This is a genomic window from Paraburkholderia sp. RL18-085-BIA-A, assembly GCF_046027075.1.
Classification (GTDB): domain Bacteria; phylum Pseudomonadota; class Gammaproteobacteria; order Burkholderiales; family Burkholderiaceae; genus Paraburkholderia.
Window position 1 is genome coordinate 60,178 of record NZ_JARESU010000008.1, and the last position, 18,700, is coordinate 78,877.

Here is an 18,700-nt window from a genome sequence, read left to right on the forward strand (position 1 = left end):
TCATTTACCTTCGGAATCTGTAGACGACGCCGGTTGCGTCGTGGGTTGCGTCGTGGGTGCGGATGGCGCGGAAGCTATCGCGAGTGGCGGGAGACGGCCACCGAGCGCCTGTTGCAGGTCGGACTCGGCGAGCCAGTAGTCCTTCAGCGCGTCGATATAGCCGTTCACCGCGCCGACCTGGTCGCGCGAATCAGCGAGCAGTTCGAACACGCTCGCGAGCATGCCGTTGTAGCGAAGCATGAGTTCGTCGGAAATGGTCTTGCGGATTGGTACGACCTCGTCGCGGTAGTGCTTCGCGACGTCGTAGTCGGTCACGTACGCCGAGTACGACTCGCGAACTTCGGACCGTGCGTTAATCGCGGTCTCGGCGACGCGGTTGACCGACTGCATGTAAATTGCTTCGGCGCGTGCAACCTTCGAACCGCCCCAGTTAAAGATGGGAATCTCGACGCTGATTTCGTAGCCCTGTTCGTGGCCGTCGGACGTCGTGAAATTGTTCTGATATCCGACATCCAGCGCGTTGATAAAACGCGTCGCTTTGCTCAGACCCAGTGACGATGCGACGCTCTGCGTCTGCAGCTTCGCCGCCTGGACGTCCAGCCGGCTCTGCATCGCGAAGCTCTCAAGGTCCTTCAGCTCTGGACGGTCCTTAGGCAGGTCCGGCAGACGGTCGGGCAGCTTGTACTGCGTGCCCGCTCCCCACAGGCCCATCGTGCGGGTCAGCTTCTCCCGAGCGGCGACAGACTGCTGTCGCGTCTTCGCTAGTTGCGCCACGGCATCTGCATAGAACGCCTGCTCGCGCGCGTAGTCGAGCTTGCTGAAATTACCCGCCTGCTGCATCCGCAGCGCGAGTTCGGCACCGGCCTCGGCGGAATCTTTTACCTGCTCGGCGTACGCTGCCGACTGCTGGGCTGCAACCGCGTTGACGTAGGCCCGGCGGGCGTCGGCCGCGACCTTGAGCATCGCATCTGCAGTCAGCAGCTTGGTCTGTTCAAAGCGGCGGCTCTCAATGCGCGTCGCGAGCGGCATCGTCAGGACATTCAGCAAGCTGAGCGTAAAGGTTCTATTGATGCTCAGGGAGTCGTTCCCATGCGCGCGACTGAACGTGAATCCCGGATTAGGCAGGCGTCCGGCCTGTACCAGGTCGGCCTCGGAGATGCCGAGTTCGCCGTATGAAGCCTGCAGTCCCCGATTGTTCAGCAAGGCAATCTGCACGGTGTCGTCCATGCTGAGCGGCTTTGAAAGAAGTTCCTGCGTCCGCTTTGCAACCGCCTCGCGGTCCTCGTCGGTCTTCACCAGCAAGGCGTCCTTCCCAAGACGCTCCGATGCGGTCGTCGAAACGGTGTTAAAGCCGCCGTCCTTTGAAAAGGTCGTACAGCCGGCAAGAAACGCTAGTGCGGTGGCCGCAGCGACGACGCGGCCGCACGAAAAGAAATGCCGCATCATTTGGCCGACTCCTCTTGATGAGAGGTGGGGTCGTTACTCTTGGCACCGGCGCCGCCGGAAGGCATCTTGCTGTGGCTCATCCCCGGCTTTCCGGGCGAGGTCGTTACTGCCCGGTTGAGCTCCTGCCAGCTGGGCGCTTTCTGGTCCCGGTATGGTTGATAGTCCGCAAAGACGGACGGCACGCTAACCGTCGGAACCGATGCAGCCGCATCCGTCGGGTCAGGAAGTGCAGTAGTGGCGTGCACGAGCGTCGGCAACAATGCCGCCGCCCCGGCTAGCGCCGCGATAAACATTCGCATGGATTTTCTCGTCGTAAGTCACCTGGATAGCCGACAGGCCATCAGGTCGAAATTTCCCATCGCGGCTACGCCGCGACAGAAGGACTAGACGAAGGAGATTCGGGGAGGACGTTCGATGCCGCCGGTCAGGAACGACGCGATGCGGTCGGAGCGGGGAATCGGAAGAGCAAAATGAACAGCGTCGGCGGATGTCACCACCGTGGGGGCGCCCGGCAAGGCGCCGCCGAAACAGCAGGATGCGCATGTCGAGCACGAATGTGCATGGTGCACATCGCCGCCATGGGGATGGCTGTCATGGTCGCTGCCAGCCACTGTCACATCATGCGTGTGATGGTGCGGGAGCGACTCATCAGCGTCTTCATGGTGTGCAGACGCGACTTCACTCCCGAAATGCGACGACCCGCATTTCATGGAGATGGCCGCGAACGACTGAACCGGAAGGCTCAGTATCAGCAGCACGACGACGAAGAGTTTGCGCCAATAGAACATGGTCCAGAAGTCTAGCACGCAGTTCACGAAGGCTGTAAGACAGAGACCGCGTCAGTGTGTAACCGCGCTCTGGCGATTTCACCCTCTGTTTTCCTGCCCCGCCTCTGACCTGCGACGACGGCTCGCGAGCAGACGCGTCGCGGCACTTGACCTTCCCGCCATGGGAAGGTTCAAGCTTGGGGTGGTTCGTCACGAACGGCTTGCGCCTTGACCGTGTGGACATCTACCACTACGACGGAAAAAACTTCGGGCTCGCCAAGCGCGTGCCGCTGGCTGCGATGCCGAGCCACATGATTTTCTCTGCTGACAGCAAGATTGTTTTCGTCACGCTGCAGGTCTCAGGCGAGGTCGCGGCGATTGACCTGGCAACCCAAACCGTGCTCTGGAAAATGCCCGTCGGCAAGTCGCCCGCCGGTCTCTGGCTCACGCCGGGGGACAAATACCTGTTGATTGGCATGACCGGCGCGGACTACGTCGCGGTCATCGACTGGCGGGCGCGCAAAATCATGAAGACCATCCATACCGACAAGGGTGCGCATAACTTCCGGTCGCTCGCCGATGGACAGCACATTCTAGTGTCGAACCGGGTCGGCAGCACTATCAGCATTCTGGACCAGAACACGCTGACCAATGTGGGCACCATCAACGGTTTGCTTGCTGGTCCCGATGACATGGAACTGACGCCCGACAAACGATACCTGTGGGTGACCTTCCGGTTCACCCGCTACGTCGGCGTCATCGATATGAAAACCCACAAGCTCGTTAACACCATCAAGGTCGGAAAATCGCCTCACGGTATCTACTTCTACAACCGCGCGCCGCTCATATAGGAGCTTCCACGCAGGAGGTTGCGATGCAGATTATCACTGCCCTGGGTCATGCTCTCTGGATGGCCTTTACGATGTTCTGGCAGATATTCTGGGGATTGAGTCTCGGCTTCCTGTTTTCCGCCGTGATTGAAGTCGCTGCCTCGAAGTCTGAGATGTCAAAGCTTCTGCCTGACGCGTCGCCTCGCTCGCTGACGGTCGCCAGTCTGCTCGGTGCGGCGTCCTCATCCTGCTCCTATGCCGCCGTCGCCATGGCCCGCTCGATAGTGCGTAAGGGCGGCGACTTCACTTCCGCGATGGCGTTCCAGTTCGCAGCGACGAATCTCGTGCTCGAACTCGGCGTGCTGATGTGGGTGCTGATTTCCTGGCAGTTCGCCGCCGCTGAGTTCATCGGTGGCCCAATCATGATTGTCGTTCTGGTGCTGCTCTTCCGGCTCTTTCTCAAGGACTCGCTCAAAAGCAAAGCTATCAAGGAGGCGGACAAGGGTATCGCCGGCAGCATGGAAGGTCATGCGGCCATGTCGATGGGCGAACAGCACGGGACCTGGAAGCAACGCCTCTCATCCAGAGACGGGTGGATAGCTATCAGCCACAGCTACGTGATGAACTGGTCGATGCTGTGGCGCGACATCGGTATCGGGCTACTCGTCGCGGGCGCTCTCGGCGCATGGGTGCCCGACAGCTTCTGGCAGAAGTTTTTTCTCGTCAGTCATTTAACGGCCGCGATGATTTGGGGCGCGTTTGTCGGCCCACTGATTGCCGTCGCGTCGTTTACCTGTTCCGTCGGGAACGTGCCCCTCGCTGCCGTGCTGTGGAACGGCGGCATTAGTTTCGGCGGAGTGGCCTCGTTCATCTTCGGCGACCTCATCATCCTTCCGATTCTCAATATCTACAGAAAGTACTATGGCGGCAAGATGACGACCTTCCTTGCTGTCACGTTCTACCTTGCGATGGTCGCGGCCGCACTGGTGGTCGAAGGCCTATTCCAGGTGCTGGGCTGGGTTCCAACGGAACGTCATACGGCAGTCGTGGATGCCGCGATTACCTTCAACTACACCACCGTGCTCGACGTCATCTTTGCTGCAGTCTTCACCGTCTTGATGTTTGTATTTTTCAGGACCGGCGGTCCTGAGATGATGCGAATGATGGAAAGCGGTCCGCACAACCACGGTGGGCATGGGCATCAAGCGCCATGACCACGCACACCATCAACATCATCGCCACAGAGAATGACCCTTCGTAAAAGGAGATTGAAGATGAAGAGCCTTTTTGCCCTACGAGTCTCGTCTATCGGCGCAGCTGCCGCATTGGCCATTGCAGCACTCCCCGCAAACGCCCAGCAGAGTGCATCCATGCCTGGAATGAATATGTCCAGTTCGGCTGACACTGGCTCAAGTCCGTCAACGCCAGCGTTCAAGGAAGCGGATGAAAAGATGATGAAGGAGATGAGCGCCCCCCCATACGGTGGCAACACCGACAAGGACTTCGTGGCGCACATGATTCCCCATCATCAAGGCGCCATCGATATGGCGAAGGTGGAACTGAAGTACGGCAAGGACCCCGATATGAAGCGACTGGCCAAGAGCATCATCAAGGCACAAAATGAGGAAATTGCGTACATGAAGAAGTGGCAGGCCAAGCACGCTGGCGAATGATGTTGTAATGCGCAGACAGGCTGCTGACGTGCAGTGCGTGCAGCCGGTGACAGGCTGGAGTGGCAATGGACGACCGTGCTCGTCGCAAGGACAGACGTAAAACCCTGACGGAGCAAACCACGTCGGCGATGCGGGAGCGGCTCGAAGGTCGAGGCGCGCTGGTGTTCCTGCCATTTTTCGGCCCGGCGGTGGTCGTCTCAATCGCCTACATGGACCCGGGGAACTTCGCGACGAACATTCAGGCCGGCGCGAAGTACGGCTATACGCTCCTCTGGGTTGTGCTACTGGCAAACCTGATAGCCATGCTGTTTCAGGCGCTTTCAGCGAAGCTCGGGATAGTGACCGGGCAAAACCTCGCTGAGCTCTGCCGCGAACACTTCCCGAAGCCCCTTGTCCTTCTCATGTGGGGCGTAAGCGAGGTGGCCGCCATGGCCACGGATTTGGCCGAGTTTCTGGGCGGAGCAATCGGCCTGTCACTGTTGTTCCACATGCCGTTGTTTGTCAGCATGGTGGTCACCGCTCTCGTGACCTATGCGCTTCTGTTGTTTGAGCGCGCGGGTTTCCGTCCACTCGAGCTGGCAATTGGTGGACTGGTCGGAGTGATTGGCTTGTCCTACCTGGCCGAGCTATTCATCGTGCCAATTGCGTGGCCGGCAGTCTTCGTTCATACGTTCTCACCGCGTCTTCCGGATTCAGAGGCGCTCACTATTGCTGTCGGCATTATTGGCGCGACAGTCATGCCACACGCGCTGTTTCTCCATTCGGAGCTGACTCAAAGTCGCGTGCTCCCAAAGACAGAAGCTGAACGCACCACGCTGCTCGCGTATTCGAACCTCGAGGTCGTCATCGCATTGGCCACCGCCGGTCTTATCAATATGGCCATGGTCATCATGGCTTCTGGCGCATTCCACGACGGACACCCTGATGTCGCCGAAATCGAGACGGCATATCACACACTGGCACCGCTGCTGGGCATTGGCGCTGCAGGCATTTTTCTCCTTGCGCTAATCGCCTCCGGGATATCAAGTTCGGTCGTGGGCACGATGGCTGGCCAGATGATTATGCAGGGCTTCATTGGCTTTCGTATCCCGCTTTGGGTGCGAAGGGTCGTGACAATGGTGCCCAGTTTTGTCGTTGTTGGTTTCGGGGTGAACGCGACCAATGCGCTCGTCATCAGCCAAGTCGTGTTGAGTCTTGCCTTGCCGTTTCCGATGATGGCGCTGCTATGGTTCAGTTGTCGACAGGACATTATGGGCGTTCGCAAGAACCGCACGTTCACTACCATACTGGCCACGATAGCAGCCGCTATTGTCCTGTCTCTCAATGCGTTTTTGCTGCTGCAAACGTTCGGGGTAGCGCTTCCTGGGTAATCACGGCTTGAAAGGCGTCGGACTACATGGGGACTAGAATGGAAGCGAGCGTCAGGGGACCGGAGAACTGACTATGTCTTGCGATTGCAGCCACGCATCGGCGAACAGCGAAAAAGAAGGGAAGACGCTTCGTATCCCGTTGGGGTTGAACGCCACCATGTTCGTAGTCGGCATGGCGGCCGGCCTTTGGGCTCAGTCAAGCGGATTGATGGCCGACGCGCTGGACATGCTCACCGACGCGACCGCGTACGGACTCGGCCTCATGGCGGTGACAAGGGGCCTGCGATTCAAGCAGTACTCGGCTCGCTGGACCGGCGCAACGCTCATGCTCCTGAGCGTCGGTATCGTCGCCGACGTCATTCGCCGATTTTTCTTCGGAAGCGACCCGCTTGGTGCCGCAATGGTTGGGTTTTCCATTTTATCGCTCTGCGTCAACGTTACGGTCCTGCGGATGCTTGCACAGTACCGGGAAGGCGAAGTCCATATGCGAGCCAGCTGGATATGTACGCGCGCTGACGTGGTGGCAAATTTCGGCGTTCTTGCGTCCGGCCTGGTGGTCCTGGCGACCGGATGGCGTTATGCCGATTTGGTCGTCGGTCTTGCCATCGGCATATACGTGGCGAAGGAGGCCGTTGAGATTTGGCAGCAGTCGCGCAATCCCGGCGAAAGCGATGCCGCGTTTTCTGAACAATGACGGCGTCGCTATTCATTCCGACGGCTACTCATTCGGCGCAGGTCTCGAGAAACGAAAGCACGTGAGGTACTACCCGGACAGCCGAGCCGCTTCTTTGGAACGCCCCGCAGGTGCATCAACATGCCGTGACAGCCGTTGCAGACACTCCTTATTGCTGTTTGCCCTACGTCTGGCAAGGCGGAAATAGAGCTTCTGCCTTCTCTGCAAGCGCTCTGGCTCAGCGACCCGCGGTAGTGTCCTGCGTCCGACCGAACAAAAGCAACGCGATGGTCAGGACGCAGAAACCTGCTCCCGCGTAGAACGTGGCGGCTGCACCCAGGCGGTCCCACAAGGCACCGGCGATAACACTGGACACAAGCGTAACGATGCCGCTGAGCAGGTTGAAGAAACCGAACGCGGTGCCGCGCAGTTGCGCAGGCGCGGTGTGAGAGACCATCGTGGCGAGCAACCCTTGGGTCATCCCCATGTGCAGACCCCATAGCGCCACCCCCGCGAGCACAACGCTCCAGTGCGTGCCATGTGCGAGCACCACATCCGATGCAATCAAAATAGCGACGCCCGCGACCAGCAACCTTGTGTGGCTCATCGTGTCGGCAAGTTTCCCGAACGGATACGCCGAGAGCGCATAAACGACGTTCAATGCGACCATCACGAGCGGAACCAGGGCAATCCGCACGCCACTTCCCATGGTGCGTAGTACGAGGAAAGCTTCACTGAAACGAGCCAGCGCGAATACGGCACCCACGACGACCACCCACCAGTAGCTGGTGCCGAGCTGCCTGATGCTGTCCCAGCGAAACGGATTGACCCGTTTTGCGCCCGGCTCCCGCACCGGCTCTTCGATGCCAAAGGTCAACAGGGCGACGGCTAGCAGTCCAGGAATGACGGCAAGCCAGAAAGCGAGCCGGAAGTTATCTGCCCACACCAGCATGATGACAACGGCCAGCAGTGGCCCAAGGAACGCGCCGACGGTGTCCAGAGACTGACGAAGCCCGAATGCCGCACCACGCAGATGCAATGGCGTGACATCGGCCACGAGCGCATCGCGCGGCGCGCCTCGGATGCCTTTGCCCATCCGGTCCACAATGCGCGCGGTCACTACGATTCCGATAGTCGGCGCCAAAGCGAAAAGCGGTTTGCTTAGCGCACCCAGCCCGTACCCAACAACTGCGAGCCACTTCCGATTGCCGAGATAGTCGCTGAGGGTCCCTGAGAACATCTTGACGATAGGGGCTGTCGCCTCAGCGATTCCTTCGATGAGGCCAATCGTCGTTGCACTGGCACCGAGACTTGCCATCAAGAACATCGGCAACAGACTGTGGATGATTTCGGACGACACATCCATGAACAGGCTGACACAGCCAAGTACCCAGACGCTTCGCGGAATTTTCCTTAGAACACTGACTCGCTGTTCAGTCTGCATGGAACCCATATTTCCCAATGAGCCGGTGCGGTTCTGTCGCCCAGGGGTTTGAAGCCAGTCACGAGAATGAAGCTGAGACGGCACTCCTTGTGGATTCAGGTGTCCGGCGTTCGCGGTTGCTCGGTTGACAACGCTGGCGATTCGAGGTGCAGCTTGGCCTGCCGCCGCGCCCGGTCGTTAATCACCTGATGGCGCCGGTGGTCGGTCATCTTCTTCCAAGCCCGAATTTCATCGAGCGTGCGAAAACACCCAACGCACAATTTGGTCTTGCCATCGAAGGCACACACATCGATGCACGGCGACTTGACTGCCATGGGTCAGGGCGCCGCGTGTGAAGGTTGCACTTCAACGGTGACATGCGACAGCCCCTTGAAGCGCTCGAGCACCGCGTGATAGAAGCGCGAATCACGCTGGGGTTCACCCGTCGCCACCGACACCACGGCGCTCATGTGACCCGGACCCACCCGCCATACGTGCAGGTCGACGACCTTGTCGCCACGGTCCTCGATAGCGTTCCGGACGTTCTCGGCCATACGCCGGTCGGGATTCATATCGAGCAGGATTGCGCCCGTGTCTCGCATCAAGCCGTACGACCAGTTTGCAATTACCAGCGCGCCAATGACACCAGCGAGCGGGTCCATCCAGAGCCAGCCAAATGCGCGTGCCAGTACGAGGCCAATAATAGCCAGTATGGATACCGCCGCGTCAGCCATCACGTGGATGTAGGCCGACCGGATGTTGTGGTCCCGGGTCGCTGCTTCATGCACGTCGCGGCCGTGCTCATGCTCTTCGAACTCGACTTCGTGCTTGCCGTCCGGCATCCGCACGATGGCCTTGAAAGCATGCGGCTCAGGAATGACTTCCTTCGATTCCAGATAGCCGTCACGTTCCGCAAGCGTAAATACTTGCTGCGTGCCATCGGGTCGCACCGTTATCACGCTTACTGCTGACGCGTCCAGTCGTGAACCCTTCGTCGCCGGCGTAATCCGGAAAACGGGCGGTACGTCATCCTCGAAGATGGATACGGCAAACACACCAGACGGCGCGAAAATCGTCTGCACCTCGTCTTCATGAGCATGGTCGTCGTGACCATGGCCGTGTCCGTGACTATGACCATGGCTATGGCCGTGGTCGCCTCCGCTCAGGAGCCACACGCTTGCCAGGTTGACCAGCAGGCCGACCACCGCGATAGGAATCGCTTCGTCGAAGTGAATGGGTACCGGCGACAGAAAACGCGACACCGCCTCGTAGCCAATCAGCAATGCAATCATCGCAAGCACGATGGCGCTCGTGAACCCTGCAAGGTCACCGAGCTTGCCGGTACCAAACACGAAGCGGGAGTCGGTGGCGTGCTTGCGCGCGTAGGTGTACGCCAGCGCCGCAATCAGCATTGCTCCAGCATGCGTCGACATATGCAGGCCGTCGGCGACAAGCGCAAGCGAGCCGAACATACTGCCGCCAACGATTTCAATCAGCATCATCGCGCTGCACAGCGCAATCACAGCCCACGTCTTGCGTTCATTTTTTTCATGACCGGCCCCTAGAAAGATGTGGTCATGCCCTGCGCCAAACGCGGCGTCTTTGAAATCACTCATTTCCAACCCTAATTACTTGAAATAGCTGTGAACAACTTCGATGAGCTGTTCGGTCGCGCTGTCACCAGGCTCCTCGCCGCTTTCTGCATCGACAAGGTGATTCCGGATATGGTCCTCCAGTACGACGGCAAGGAGGCCATTCATCGCGCCGCGACAACTCGTAATTCGCTGCAGGACATCTGAGCAGCCATGCTCATCCTCCAGCGCCCGCTCAATGGCTTCAACCTGCCCCTTGATACGGCGGACCCTGTTAAGGAGCTTCTGTTTTTCCTGCACCGTATGACTCATCGCACCCTCCAAATACCCCACCGGGGTATATAATTGTCAAAGTCTATCATAGGGGGTGGGGCTATTGGTTGTTTGCGCTAACTTCTCCGTACTCGCGGATTTCGCTAGATACTTTCCCAAACCCGGTTAATGTTTGCAGCCGTCAATCCATGAACGCACGTCACAACGCCGCTTTCACCGCACTTCTAGCAGCCGCGCTATTCGGCGCGACGACTCCGCTCGCCAAGACGCTGCTTGGCACGCTGTCGCCTTTCATGGTCGCAGGCCTCTTTTACCTAGGAAGTGGCGTCGGTCTTGCCGTCGGAATTCTTGTTCAGCGCCTCCGCCGCACGACTGGAGAGCGCCAGAACGAAAGCCGGATTCAGGTCGCCGAAGTGCCTTGGCTTCTCGGGGCAATCGCAGCGGGCGGGGTGGCCGGACCTGCGCTGCTGATGCTCGGTCTCAGCACAACTCCCGCTGCAACCAGTTCCCTACTACTGAATCTTGAAGGCGTGTTCACGGCGGTGATTGCCTGGGTTGTATTCCGCGAGAACGTCGACGTCCAGATATTTCTTGGGATGGTCGCGATAGTGGCAGGCGGCGTCGTCCTTTCGTGGCAGCCTGGCGACACTGCCGTCTCGCTTGGTGCACTGCTCGTCGCCGCAGCCTGCGTTGCCTGGGCAGTCGACAATAATTTGACGCGGAAGGTGTCGGCGAACGACGCGATGGTCATAGCCTGCCTGAAAGGTCTTGTCGCCGGCTCAGTCAATCTCTGCATTGCGCTGCTTCTTGGCGCACATCTGCCAGGCGTCGGGAAGATGGCGGCTGCCATGCTCATTGGCTTCGCTGGCTACGGCGTGAGCCTGGTTCTTTTTGTCGTCTCCCTGCGAAATCTCGGTACTGCTCGAACCGGCGCGTATTTTTCTGTCGCCCCAGTATTCGGCGTCGCGTTATCGCTTTTCCTCTGGCCCGAGGTGCCATCGTTATCTTTCTGGATTGCGGCCGTGCTCATGGCTTTGGGAATCTGGCTTCATGTTCGTGAGCGGCATGAACATCCGCACACTCACGAGGTTCTGAGCCACAACCATCGGCACCGGCACGACGAGCACCATCAGCACACGCACGAGTTTGAGTGGGACGGTGAGGAGCCCCACACGCATCCTCATCAGCACGCGCCTGTTACTCACACGCATGCGCACTTTCCCGACATCCACCATCGGCATATCCATTGACGACGGAAGCGAATCTTCGCTTTGAAAGCTCGACGGCCGGTGCGTTCTGCGCCGGTAAGTCGGACCTCGGTTTGTCATCGGGGCCATCGGCCCCCAATCCATCGACGTGACATCAAGCCGACGAATCGCGACCATTTCGCTCGGAGGAGGGGCAGGCAACACGCAGTATGACCTGAGCTCAAGGCACATCTTCGTCAACGTCCAGACGCGGAATCAGCTGTTTGAAATCGACCCGACTACGGACCAGATAGTCGGGAGGATTGACGTGCCGGGCGCCCGCGGCAACCACGGGCTGCTGATAGATGCCGACCAGAGGGTGGCCTTCATCGCATGCGAGGGAAACGACCGGCTCGTCGTTCTCGACATTCGCACGATGCGCGTGGCATCGTCATTTGCGGTCGGAAAGGACCCGGATGTCCTCGCTTACGACCCTTCACTTCACCTGTTGTACGTCACCGCTGAGGCAGACGTCGTCTCAATGTTTCGGGTAGAACGCAGCGCGGTCTCAAGACTGGGTGATGGTCATGTCGGCCCAAACGCGCATGTCGTGGCGATAGACCTCGAGACACACCGCGCCTACTTCCCACTCAAGAACCTGGAGGGCCGGACGATGCTGCGTATTCTGGAGCCCGTGCGCCATGGGGCCGCCTGACTTCGTTCGGACCAGGAAGGCGCCAAAGCCCATCCGGGGTCAGTCAACGCAGCAGGAGCCTGGCTGCTGCATCGGAGGGCACCGGTTGGTGACGTATGAGCAGTACACGCAGCAATCTCCGGGTTTCGGCCTGAGCAGGATTTTCCAATGTTCGCGTGCGCAAAACAGACGCACGCGTCGGCGGCCATGGTCTCGCTCTTCTTATGTCCGCACACTGGACACGTAATGGTCGACTCCAGAACAATCGCATTCATCGCGTTATACGTTTGATGTTGGGCGGCTACTAAAACGCCTGCGTACCAGGTAGTCCAATGACCATTTGCCGGCTCCTCGGCACAGCAGAACCAGCAGCATCGCGGCCCACTGGATGTGCGTAGGCCATGCTTGCGGATACACGAACACCTCGATAACAGTTGTCATGCCGAGCAGGACCAACGCAACGGGTCGCGTCGCCAGGCCGAGCACAAGTAGAACAGGTGTTGTCAGTTCGATAGACACTGCCAGGTAGGCTGCAAGCTCGGGAGGAAGCAACGGCAGTCGATAGTCCTCCCTGAATAACTCGAGCGCGGCATTCCAGTCGGCCAGTTTGGTCATCGCCGAGTTCCAGAAGACCGTGGCAACAGCGAGCCTCAGTGGAAGCGCGAGAACCGTGTGCGGCACCCGCTCCAGCCACCCGACGGCGCGTCGTACGCGGTCAGTCAGTCTCGAACTGCGATGAGCGGATTGGGAATCCGGCATCATGTGACTTGCCTCCCAATTGTTTGGCTGGATGCTTCGTTTGATAGGCAGATGTCGACAAAACATCCAGATGCAAGAAGGTGTGCAAGCCAGACAGATGGCTCAGCGTCCGGCACGTCGACAAGGGCATCATGCAAGGGGCGCCCCGCAAGCAAGGCAGCCGTGAACCGGCATTGTCCTTCTGCCATCCGGTTCACCTCGACACCCGAAGGCCCTCGGCGGACATACAACCAGACCGGGTCAGCGGCCAGATTGATGTTTGCCAATGCGCTATCGTCCCGGGACAACACCGCGTGCCAGATGGCATCGACGGGAAAGGACGACTCAAGTACCCGCACGGCAGAACTCGGCAAAAGTCTTACGGCGTGCATGTCGACTGTGTCGAAATGCTCAAGCCGCCGCAAGTCAAGCGGCTTTGCGTCCGGCGCGTGCAGCACCTCATTCACGGCCCATTCAAGTCGTGCCGTATCTGGCAGATAGACAAGAGATGCCGCTTCCGGCATCCGCGCCAGAAATTCCGGAAACGACTCGCCGTAGCTGTCTAGCTGAGCGCTCGACGGTGGGCATTGCTCAATAAAAAGTCGAGCCGCGCCTTCGAAGAATTCGGACCCGACCAGAGCCTGCACGGCTGGATAGGTCAGCCGCAATGCTGTAAGCAGCGTGCTGTTCGCCGTATTTCGATAGATGGCGAGCCGCGCGTGCGGAACCAGGCCGTCGGGTACCACATACCCAGATGCGTCGCCATCGGCAAGCCCAAGCACGTCCCGGCGGACCGCGCATTGCAACTCAAGCAGCGTGGGTGCACAGATTGTCATTTCGCTGCCTCTCAATAGCGGCCTCTGCAATCGCGGCTTCTTCCATCAGAATCTCAAGCGCCGGGACATCGGTGTCCCATTCAATCAGCGTGGGAACGGGTCCAAAGCGCTTGAGGGCCTGTTCGAACAGGTCCCACACCGGAGGTACGACGCGCGAGCCATGGTCGTCGATGCGAATTATCTGTCCTTGGTCAAGCTGTCGGACGCTGTGGCCGGCCAGGTGAACCTCGGTAACTGAGTCCGCCGGCAGAGCATCGAGATAGGTCAGCGCATTCCAGCCGTGATTGCTGGCACTGACATAGATATTGTTGACGTCGCAGAGAATGCCGCACCCCGTGCGCCGCGAGACCTCGGCGAGAAATTCCCATTCGGGAATGGTTGAGTGGCGGAAACGTAGGTAGGTCGATGGATTCTCTAACGAAATCCGCCGCTGCAGGTGGGCTTGGGCCTGGTCGACGTGCATGCAGACAATGTTCAACGCTTCTTCCGTCATGGGGAGCGGCAAGAGGTCGGCGAGATAGATGCCGCCGTTGATGCTCCAGGACAGGTGTTCTGTAACCAGTCCTGGCTCGACACGCTTGATGACGTCGCGCACACGCTCCAGGTGCCGGACATCCATCCCTTCGGCGCTGCCCAATGAAAGGCCTACGCCGTGAAGCGAGATTGGATAGTTCCGGCGGATGGCATCCAGGTAAGCTGGCGCGCTCCCGCCTCCCATGTAATTCTCTGTATGCACCTCGAACCAGGCGGCGGGCGGATGCCCTTCAACGACCTCGTGATGGTGGCGAAAGCGCAGCCCGACCCCGGCGCACGCCGGAATCACGCCATGTGCATATTGCGAGGCTTCAGAAGCGGCATCCATGACCATTCCCCTTCGCTCAAGCCGGCTTCAGCTTGCCGCCCTGGATTTTGCTGCAATCGCCGGCGGGCAGCAGAACGAAGGACTTGGGGTCGCGTGCCTGCGTAGATTGTCCGGCACAGGAATGGGCTCCTTCAGCGCAGTCGTTTTTCGATACGGCATTGATGCCGTAGCACTTCTCCAGTTTGTTCGCCTCCATCCGGGCCATGTTGTCCTTCACAACTTGCGGCTTTCCGCTCATATCCTTCATGGTCTGGGCCTGGACCGGTACTACCTGCATGGCAAGTGCCAAGCCGATTGCCGACGACAAGGTCGAGGCGGCCATAACATGTTTGTTCATCACGCTTGCTCCTGAGGGTTGCGGCCCGACATCGCGGCCGTATAGGGAAGTTCGGCCGGCCACACCAAAAGGTTACGTCCCGGGCAAACTTTTTCTGCGTGACAATCTATCGTCCGGGCCACAAAATTTCCGCATGCCCCACCATCCACACCCACCCAGTCCGGTTTCAGGTTCCGAAAGCGAGGACCTGGAGTCGTTCGCCCCGGACGGTCAGGCCGCGCCGGTTGCCAGCCGTGCTGACGGCAAAATGGACTGGTCCATCACCATGGCCAGCGCGCAGACCGGCGACCAGGAAGCCTATCGTCGGCTGCTCCAGGACATAACCCCGTATCTTCGTGCGCTTGCGGCACGGCACATCCGGAATGCCGATGACATTGAGGACGCGGTTCAGGATGTGCTGCTCACCGTGCACTCAGTCCGCCGCACGTACGACCCTTCCCGTCCGTTCGGGCCGTGGCTGGTCGCAATTGCAAACAGACGCATCGTCGACGGTCTGCGTCGGAGGGGACGCGTTTGCGCACATGAATCTTCAGCGGAAAACGAGCTTGAAACCTTTGCTGCTGATGGAGCGAACTTACAGGAAGAGGCCATGAACGCCCGTCTGGTGAGAGAAGCTATCGAGCAATTGCCTGTGGGACAGCGCGACGCGATGCGCATGCTCAAGCTCGAAGAAATGTCTTTGCTCGAGGCCGCGGCCGCAAGCGGAACGTCGGTTGCAGCGTTGAAGGTAGCCACTCACCGGGCAATGAAACGATTGCGGGAAATGTTCCAGCAGCGAGGTAGCAAATCATGACCCGGACCTCCGACCTGATTGACGTGCTGGTCGCGGACGCAACACCGGTCCGGCGTCTGCGTCCCCCTGTGGCGAGAGCTGCATGCTGGTTGTTGTTTGCCGCGGCTGTGATGCTCTTCGTCGGCATCGCGCATGGGGTGCGTGCCGACCTGGCGGTCAAACTGCATCAGCCTCTCTTCGCCACCGGCGTAGCTGCAGCCGTGGCAACAGGTATTCTGGCCGCCACGGCGGCATTTGTTGCCAGCGTGCCAGGCAGGTCCCGCCATTGGCTTCTGTTGCCCGTACCGGCCTTTCTCGCCTGGGTAGCTACCATTGGCTACGGTTGCCTGACCAACTGGGTCACGATTGGACCGGAAGGCATGTCCGTCGGCGAAACGGCCAGATGCTTCGCTACCCTGGTATTGGTCGGTACGCCGCTATCGCTCGCGATGCTGATTATGCTGCGCCACGTCGCTCGACTGTCACCGGGCCCGGTCACGATGGCAGGCAGTCTCGCGGTCGCTGCAATAACCGCGGTAGCGCTGTCGATTCTCCACCCGCTCGACGCAACGGTGATGATATTGCTGTGGAACCTTGGCGTCACCGGGCTTTATCTGTCGCTGAGCGGCTGGTATGGTCAGCGACTTTTAGGCTGGGTGGCGCAACGCTGAAGCTTGGGTACCCCCGCATTAGCGCCAAAGAAAGGTCCTCAAGACAAGGTGCGGCGTTTAAGGATGCAATATGGACAGCAAACAGCACTGGGAAGACGTTTACCGGTCGAAGGCCCCCGATGCAGTCAGCTGGTATCGACCGCACCTTGACGTCTCGCTGACGCTGATTTGCGAAGCCGTGTCGGACCGGAACGCAGCCATTATTGATGTGGGTGGAGGAGAGTCGACGCTGGTCGATGATTTGCTTCAGCGTGGATATCGAAACCTGACCGTGCTCGATATGTCCGCCGTCGCTCTCGATACGACGAAACAGCGTTTGGGCTCTATCGCCGGGCAGGTAACGTGGGTCGAATCCGACATTATGGTGGTCGACCTGCCTGAGCACCGATACGACGTGTGGCATGACCGCGCCGTCTTCCACTTCCTGACGGAGCCATCGCAACGAGACGCCTACATCCGCCTGCTGACGAGAACACTGAAGCAGGGTGGCCGCGTTGTAGTTGCCACATTTGGACCACTGGGACCAAACAGGTGCAGCGGGCTCGATGTCAGGCGATACGACGTTCAGCAGCTCTCCGACGAATTTGGTCCAGGTTTTGAACTGGTCACAAGCAGACTCGAGGACCACCACACGCCGGCTGGTTCCAGCCAGCAGTTTCTTTACTGCAGCTTCCGGAAACTGTGACTGTCAGGTTGACCCGCCTCGGCGTCGCGCCTGACCAATTGCGTGAACCTGGTCAGGCGCAGCAGGTACCGGACTGCTGCATCGGCGGGCACCTGTTCGTGCCGTACGAGCAGTACACGCAGCAGTCACCGGCTTTCGGTCTGAGCACAGTCTTGCAATGCTCGCATTCGAAAAACCACACACAGGCGTCGGTGGGCATCGTCTCTTCTTTCATGTGCCCGCACGCCGGACACCTGATGCTCGAATCCAGCACGACTGCGGCCATCACGGCACCTGCTTTACGTGAGACGGATAGCCAGCATCGGCTGTGGCGTTCGTCAACGCGTGGACTGAAGCCTTCTTCGGGTCAAATACCACCTCCGCGCGCTTGCTTGCGAAGTCGACCTTGGCCGAGGTCACGCCGGGCACTTTCTCAAGTGCCTTGCCAACCGTAATCGGACACACAGCGCAATCCATGTTTGTGACGTCAAGGGTAACCGTGCGAAGTCCCTCGGCCAGCGCCGCGGACGCGGTCAGCGCCGTCGTGACGAGCACAGCAATCAGTTTCTTCATGGCAGATTCTCAATAGAAGAGCGGCGCATACAGGGGGAACGAAATCAGCGCGAGCGCGGCCGGCATCACGACCCAGAAAATGAAGCGCTGCCGATGTCGCGCCGAAGGCGCCGCGCAGGCTTCGCCCGCCGTACATTTTTCGGACCTGGCGTAGAGCCTACGGAAAGCGACCGCGAAAAAGGCGATGGATATGGCGACAAATAGGGGTTGAAACGGCCGCAATGCGGTCAGGTGTGAGCCCCAGGCGCCGCCCAGTCCCAGCACAACGAGGAGCAAGGGCCCCGCACAGCAAGCCGATGCCCCGAGCGCGGCAGCGGCTCCTGCAAGCACGGGGCCGGTAGTTGACCAGCGAGGTCGCATGACACTTCCTTTGAGGACTGTTTGAGCTTAGTCTAGGTGCGCACCCAAGTGCGGAGTCAAGCGCGCCATGCAAGAGATGACCATCGGACAGTTGGCGGAAGCGGCAGAGGTTAATGTGGAAACAGTGAGGTATTACCATCGTCGAGGGTTACTGCCGACACCACCCCGTCCCGCAGGTGGCATTCGGCGATATCCGACGGCCGTGCTGACGAGATTATGTTTCATCAAGCGGTCCCAATCGCTTGGATTCTCGCTGGATGAATTAGAGGCGCTGTTATCCCTGCACGACGGCCAGACGTGCAACTCTGCGCGCGCAATCGCCGAACACAAGCTTGCCGACGTACGCCAGCGCATACAGGATTTATCTATGCTGGAAGCCGCATTGGCGAAGCTGGTACAACGCTGCTCGACGTCGAAAGGCAAGGTTTCGTGCCCGCTCATCGACGCACTCATGGACGGCGGCGAACGCACTCACGACAGTTGATACAACCTGCCGTATTGGTCCGTTTAGTTTGTTCGCCGTGACGGACCCGCTGTGCGCAGCGGCGTATCGCTTGCGATTGCGCTCGAGGGTTCTCGCGCCTGGCGGATAGTCGTAACGGCACGACGGAGCCAGGCCTTGCCGTTCTGCATGAAGCAGTTCTTGATACACCTGTTCTCGGGTTTTTTCGTGAGTGGCCGTCTGGGGAGCGAAGTATGTCGGTGCACCGCTGTTCAACTGCTGGTTTCCGCATCCGCGCCAGACGAGGTGATAACCCGATTGGAAGATGCTTGACCGTAGTCGTTTTCGGCGAACGCGGGCGCCGTAGCGGTGCCCCTGACGACAGGTACACGACATGCTGAAAAGCAGCCGATGAAAGGCCGGTGACCCGCGCCCCTTAATCCCTTTGAATAGATTCAAAGAAAAATGGGAGCGGCCGTATAGAGTCCGACGAGGAAAACGTGTCAGTGGCCGCCGC

General features: G+C 59.4%; 23 protein-coding genes and 3 pseudogenes. 11 read left to right on the top strand and 15 right to left on the bottom strand.

All coding sequences use genetic code 11. The annotated features are described in order from the left end of the window. The 3 genes from P0D89_RS07825 to P0D89_RS07835 form a co-directional block, all read right to left on the bottom strand. Window positions 1-1,446, bottom strand: coding sequence for a TolC family protein (locus P0D89_RS07825; protein ID WP_408376379.1), 1,446 nt, complete (start codon window positions 1,444-1,446; stop codon window positions 1-3). Beyond that, window positions 1,443-1,745 carry a hypothetical protein gene (locus tag P0D89_RS07830; protein WP_408376380.1) on the bottom strand — a complete coding sequence of 101 codons (303 nt, stop codon included), beginning with the start codon at window positions 1,743-1,745 and terminating at the stop codon, window positions 1,443-1,445. The genes P0D89_RS07825 and P0D89_RS07830 overlap by 4 nt, the downstream gene beginning before the upstream one ends. A gap of 84 nt (window positions 1,746-1,829) precedes the next feature. Beyond that, window positions 1,830-2,234 (bottom strand): hypothetical protein, encoded by a 405-nt coding sequence (locus P0D89_RS07835; protein WP_408376381.1) that lies wholly within the window; start codon window positions 2,232-2,234, stop codon window positions 1,830-1,832. A gap of 182 nt (window positions 2,235-2,416) precedes the next feature. Between P0D89_RS07835 and P0D89_RS07840 the strand changes: the two are divergent. From P0D89_RS07840 to P0D89_RS07860, 5 genes and pseudogenes are all read left to right on the top strand, one after another. Beyond that, window positions 2,417-3,064 (top strand): annotated as a pseudogene (locus P0D89_RS07840) (YncE family protein); the annotation flags it as partial. A 23-nt stretch (window positions 3,065-3,087) separates the two neighbouring features. After that, entirely contained in the window at window positions 3,088-4,257 is a 1,170-nt protein-coding gene (locus tag P0D89_RS07845; protein ID WP_408376382.1) for a permease, read from the top strand. Between the two features lie 60 nt (window positions 4,258-4,317). Beyond that, entirely contained in the window at window positions 4,318-4,716 is a 399-nt protein-coding gene (gene copM, locus P0D89_RS07850) for a CopM family metallochaperone (RefSeq protein WP_408376383.1), read from the top strand. Between the two features lie 65 nt (window positions 4,717-4,781). Next, the gene (locus P0D89_RS07855; protein ID WP_408376384.1) at window positions 4,782-6,086 is read left to right on the top strand and encodes an Nramp family divalent metal transporter; all 1,305 of its coding nucleotides are present in this window, start codon (window positions 4,782-4,784) and stop codon (window positions 6,084-6,086) included. Window positions 6,087-6,159: 73 nt separating this feature from the next. After that, the gene (locus P0D89_RS07860) at window positions 6,160-6,780 is read left to right on the top strand and encodes a cation diffusion facilitator family transporter (RefSeq protein ID WP_408376385.1); all 621 of its coding nucleotides are present in this window, start codon (window positions 6,160-6,162) and stop codon (window positions 6,778-6,780) included. Window positions 6,781-6,997: 217 nt separating this feature from the next. On the opposite strand, the gene P0D89_RS07865 is transcribed toward P0D89_RS07860, so the two are convergent. From P0D89_RS07865 to P0D89_RS07880, 4 genes are all read right to left on the bottom strand, one after another. Beyond that, window positions 6,998-8,203 carry an MFS transporter gene (locus P0D89_RS07865; RefSeq protein WP_408376416.1) on the bottom strand — a complete coding sequence of 402 codons (1,206 nt, stop codon included), beginning with the start codon at window positions 8,201-8,203 and terminating at the stop codon, window positions 6,998-7,000. A gap of 95 nt (window positions 8,204-8,298) precedes the next feature. Then, the gene (locus P0D89_RS07870; protein WP_408376386.1) at window positions 8,299-8,517 is read right to left on the bottom strand and encodes a DUF1289 domain-containing protein; all 219 of its coding nucleotides are present in this window, start codon (window positions 8,515-8,517) and stop codon (window positions 8,299-8,301) included. Between the two features lie 3 nt (window positions 8,518-8,520). After that, entirely contained in the window at window positions 8,521-9,798 is a 1,278-nt protein-coding gene (gene dmeF, locus P0D89_RS07875; RefSeq protein ID WP_408376387.1) for a CDF family Co(II)/Ni(II) efflux transporter DmeF, read from the bottom strand. 12 nt (window positions 9,799-9,810) lie between these two features. Continuing rightward, the gene (locus tag P0D89_RS07880) at window positions 9,811-10,086 is read right to left on the bottom strand and encodes a metal/formaldehyde-sensitive transcriptional repressor (protein ID WP_408376388.1); all 276 of its coding nucleotides are present in this window, start codon (window positions 10,084-10,086) and stop codon (window positions 9,811-9,813) included. A 149-nt stretch (window positions 10,087-10,235) separates the two neighbouring features. Between P0D89_RS07880 and P0D89_RS07885 the strand changes: the two genes are divergently transcribed. Both P0D89_RS07885 and P0D89_RS07890 read left to right on the top strand, forming a co-directional pair. Then, the gene (locus P0D89_RS07885; protein WP_408376389.1) at window positions 10,236-11,297 is read left to right on the top strand and encodes a DMT family transporter; all 1,062 of its coding nucleotides are present in this window, start codon (window positions 10,236-10,238) and stop codon (window positions 11,295-11,297) included. A gap of 100 nt (window positions 11,298-11,397) precedes the next feature. After that, window positions 11,398-11,949 (top strand): annotated as a pseudogene (locus tag P0D89_RS07890) (YncE family protein); the annotation flags it as partial. 39 nt (window positions 11,950-11,988) lie between these two features. On the opposite strand, the pseudogene P0D89_RS07895 reads toward P0D89_RS07890, so the two are convergent. The 5 genes and pseudogenes from P0D89_RS07895 to P0D89_RS07915 form a co-directional block, all read right to left on the bottom strand. Next, a pseudogene (locus P0D89_RS07895) lies at window positions 11,989-12,203 on the bottom strand (GDCCVxC domain-containing (seleno)protein). Between the two features lie 4 nt (window positions 12,204-12,207). Then, complete coding sequence (locus P0D89_RS07900) at window positions 12,208-12,690, bottom strand: DoxX family protein (protein WP_408376390.1); 483 nt, start codon at window positions 12,688-12,690, stop codon at window positions 12,208-12,210. Continuing rightward, the gene (locus P0D89_RS07905) at window positions 12,687-13,502 is read right to left on the bottom strand and encodes an HvfC/BufC family peptide modification chaperone (protein ID WP_408376391.1); all 816 of its coding nucleotides are present in this window, start codon (window positions 13,500-13,502) and stop codon (window positions 12,687-12,689) included. The genes P0D89_RS07900 and P0D89_RS07905 overlap by 4 nt, the downstream gene beginning before the upstream one ends. Then, a complete protein-coding gene (gene bufB / locus P0D89_RS07910; protein ID WP_408376392.1) occupies window positions 13,474-14,364 on the bottom strand; it encodes an MNIO family bufferin maturase in 891 nt (296 codons plus the stop codon). Before bufB ends, P0D89_RS07905 begins: the two co-directional genes overlap by 29 nt. A gap of 16 nt (window positions 14,365-14,380) precedes the next feature. Beyond that, window positions 14,381-14,701: a BufA1 family periplasmic bufferin-type metallophore gene (locus P0D89_RS07915; RefSeq protein WP_408177513.1), complete on the bottom strand. Its 321-nt coding sequence runs from the start codon at window positions 14,699-14,701 to the stop codon at window positions 14,381-14,383. Between the two features lie 133 nt (window positions 14,702-14,834). Here P0D89_RS07915 and P0D89_RS07920 point away from each other — a divergent pair, with 133 nt between their 5' ends. The 3 genes from P0D89_RS07920 (at window position 14,835) to P0D89_RS07930 (ending at window position 16,829) form a co-directional block, all read left to right on the top strand. Then, window positions 14,835-15,494, top strand: a complete 660-nt coding sequence (locus tag P0D89_RS07920) for a sigma-70 family RNA polymerase sigma factor (protein WP_408376393.1) — start codon at window positions 14,835-14,837, stop codon at window positions 15,492-15,494. Next, a complete protein-coding gene (locus P0D89_RS07925) occupies window positions 15,491-16,144 on the top strand; it encodes an NrsF family protein (RefSeq protein WP_408376394.1) in 654 nt (217 codons plus the stop codon). Before P0D89_RS07920 ends, P0D89_RS07925 begins: the two co-directional genes overlap by 4 nt. 70 nt (window positions 16,145-16,214) lie before the next feature. After that, complete coding sequence (locus tag P0D89_RS07930) at window positions 16,215-16,829, top strand: class I SAM-dependent methyltransferase (RefSeq protein ID WP_408376395.1); 615 nt, start codon at window positions 16,215-16,217, stop codon at window positions 16,827-16,829. A gap of 52 nt (window positions 16,830-16,881) precedes the next feature. Here P0D89_RS07930 and P0D89_RS07935 read toward each other — a convergent pair whose 3' ends face one another. From P0D89_RS07935 to P0D89_RS07945, 3 genes are read right to left on the bottom strand one after another with little or no spacing between them, the layout of a single operon-like run. Continuing rightward, complete coding sequence (locus P0D89_RS07935; protein WP_408376417.1) at window positions 16,882-17,094, bottom strand: GDCCVxC domain-containing (seleno)protein; 213 nt, start codon at window positions 17,092-17,094, stop codon at window positions 16,882-16,884. Continuing rightward, a complete protein-coding gene (gene merP, locus P0D89_RS07940) occupies window positions 17,094-17,381 on the bottom strand; it encodes a mercury resistance system periplasmic binding protein MerP (RefSeq protein ID WP_408376396.1) in 288 nt (95 codons plus the stop codon). The genes P0D89_RS07935 and merP overlap by 1 nt, the downstream gene beginning before the upstream one ends. A gap of 9 nt (window positions 17,382-17,390) precedes the next feature. Next, window positions 17,391-17,741, bottom strand: a complete 351-nt coding sequence (locus tag P0D89_RS07945) for a mercuric transporter MerT family protein (protein ID WP_408376397.1) — start codon at window positions 17,739-17,741, stop codon at window positions 17,391-17,393. Between the two features lie 67 nt (window positions 17,742-17,808). Between P0D89_RS07945 and merR the strand changes: the two genes are divergently transcribed. After that, entirely contained in the window at window positions 17,809-18,225 is a 417-nt protein-coding gene (gene merR, locus P0D89_RS07950; RefSeq protein ID WP_408376398.1) for a mercury resistance transcriptional regulator MerR, read from the top strand. Window positions 18,226-18,700 lie beyond the last annotated feature (475 nt).

Excerpts from the sequence above, each read along its gene's own strand:
- P0D89_RS07825 (WP_408376379.1), bottom strand. The coding sequence starts at position 1,446 with ATGATGCGGCATTTCTTTTCGTGCGGCCGCGTCGTCGCTGCGGCCACC.
- P0D89_RS07830 (WP_408376380.1), bottom strand. The coding sequence starts at position 1,745 with ATGCGAATGTTTATCGCGGCGCTAGCCGGGGCGGCGGCATTGTTGCCG.
- P0D89_RS07835 (WP_408376381.1), bottom strand. The coding sequence starts at position 2,234 with ATGTTCTATTGGCGCAAACTCTTCGTCGTCGTGCTGCTGATACTGAGC.
- P0D89_RS07845 (WP_408376382.1), top strand. The coding sequence starts at position 3,088 with ATGCAGATTATCACTGCCCTGGGTCATGCTCTCTGGATGGCCTTTACG.
- copM (WP_408376383.1), top strand. The coding sequence starts at position 4,318 with ATGAAGAGCCTTTTTGCCCTACGAGTCTCGTCTATCGGCGCAGCTGCC.
- P0D89_RS07855 (WP_408376384.1), top strand. The coding sequence starts at position 4,782 with ATGGACGACCGTGCTCGTCGCAAGGACAGACGTAAAACCCTGACGGAG.
- P0D89_RS07860 (WP_408376385.1), top strand. The coding sequence starts at position 6,160 with ATGTCTTGCGATTGCAGCCACGCATCGGCGAACAGCGAAAAAGAAGGG.
- P0D89_RS07865 (WP_408376416.1), bottom strand. The coding sequence starts at position 8,203 with ATGCAGACTGAACAGCGAGTCAGTGTTCTAAGGAAAATTCCGCGAAGC.
- P0D89_RS07870 (WP_408376386.1), bottom strand. The coding sequence starts at position 8,517 with ATGGCAGTCAAGTCGCCGTGCATCGATGTGTGTGCCTTCGATGGCAAG.
- dmeF (WP_408376387.1), bottom strand. The coding sequence starts at position 9,798 with ATGAGTGATTTCAAAGACGCCGCGTTTGGCGCAGGGCATGACCACATC.
- P0D89_RS07880 (WP_408376388.1), bottom strand. The coding sequence starts at position 10,086 with ATGAGTCATACGGTGCAGGAAAAACAGAAGCTCCTTAACAGGGTCCGC.
- P0D89_RS07885 (WP_408376389.1), top strand. The coding sequence starts at position 10,236 with ATGAACGCACGTCACAACGCCGCTTTCACCGCACTTCTAGCAGCCGCG.
- P0D89_RS07900 (WP_408376390.1), bottom strand. The coding sequence starts at position 12,690 with ATGATGCCGGATTCCCAATCCGCTCATCGCAGTTCGAGACTGACTGAC.
- P0D89_RS07905 (WP_408376391.1), bottom strand. The coding sequence starts at position 13,502 with ATGACAATCTGTGCACCCACGCTGCTTGAGTTGCAATGCGCGGTCCGC.
- bufB (WP_408376392.1), bottom strand. The coding sequence starts at position 14,364 with ATGGATGCCGCTTCTGAAGCCTCGCAATATGCACATGGCGTGATTCCG.
- P0D89_RS07915 (WP_408177513.1), bottom strand. The coding sequence starts at position 14,701 with ATGAACAAACATGTTATGGCCGCCTCGACCTTGTCGTCGGCAATCGGC.
- P0D89_RS07920 (WP_408376393.1), top strand. The coding sequence starts at position 14,835 with ATGCCCCACCATCCACACCCACCCAGTCCGGTTTCAGGTTCCGAAAGC.
- P0D89_RS07925 (WP_408376394.1), top strand. The coding sequence starts at position 15,491 with ATGACCCGGACCTCCGACCTGATTGACGTGCTGGTCGCGGACGCAACA.
- P0D89_RS07930 (WP_408376395.1), top strand. The coding sequence starts at position 16,215 with ATGGACAGCAAACAGCACTGGGAAGACGTTTACCGGTCGAAGGCCCCC.
- P0D89_RS07935 (WP_408376417.1), bottom strand. The coding sequence starts at position 17,094 with ATGGCCGCAGTCGTGCTGGATTCGAGCATCAGGTGTCCGGCGTGCGGG.
- merP (WP_408376396.1), bottom strand. The coding sequence starts at position 17,381 with ATGAAGAAACTGATTGCTGTGCTCGTCACGACGGCGCTGACCGCGTCC.
- P0D89_RS07945 (WP_408376397.1), bottom strand. The coding sequence starts at position 17,741 with ATGCGACCTCGCTGGTCAACTACCGGCCCCGTGCTTGCAGGAGCCGCT.
- merR (WP_408376398.1), top strand. The coding sequence starts at position 17,809 with ATGCAAGAGATGACCATCGGACAGTTGGCGGAAGCGGCAGAGGTTAAT.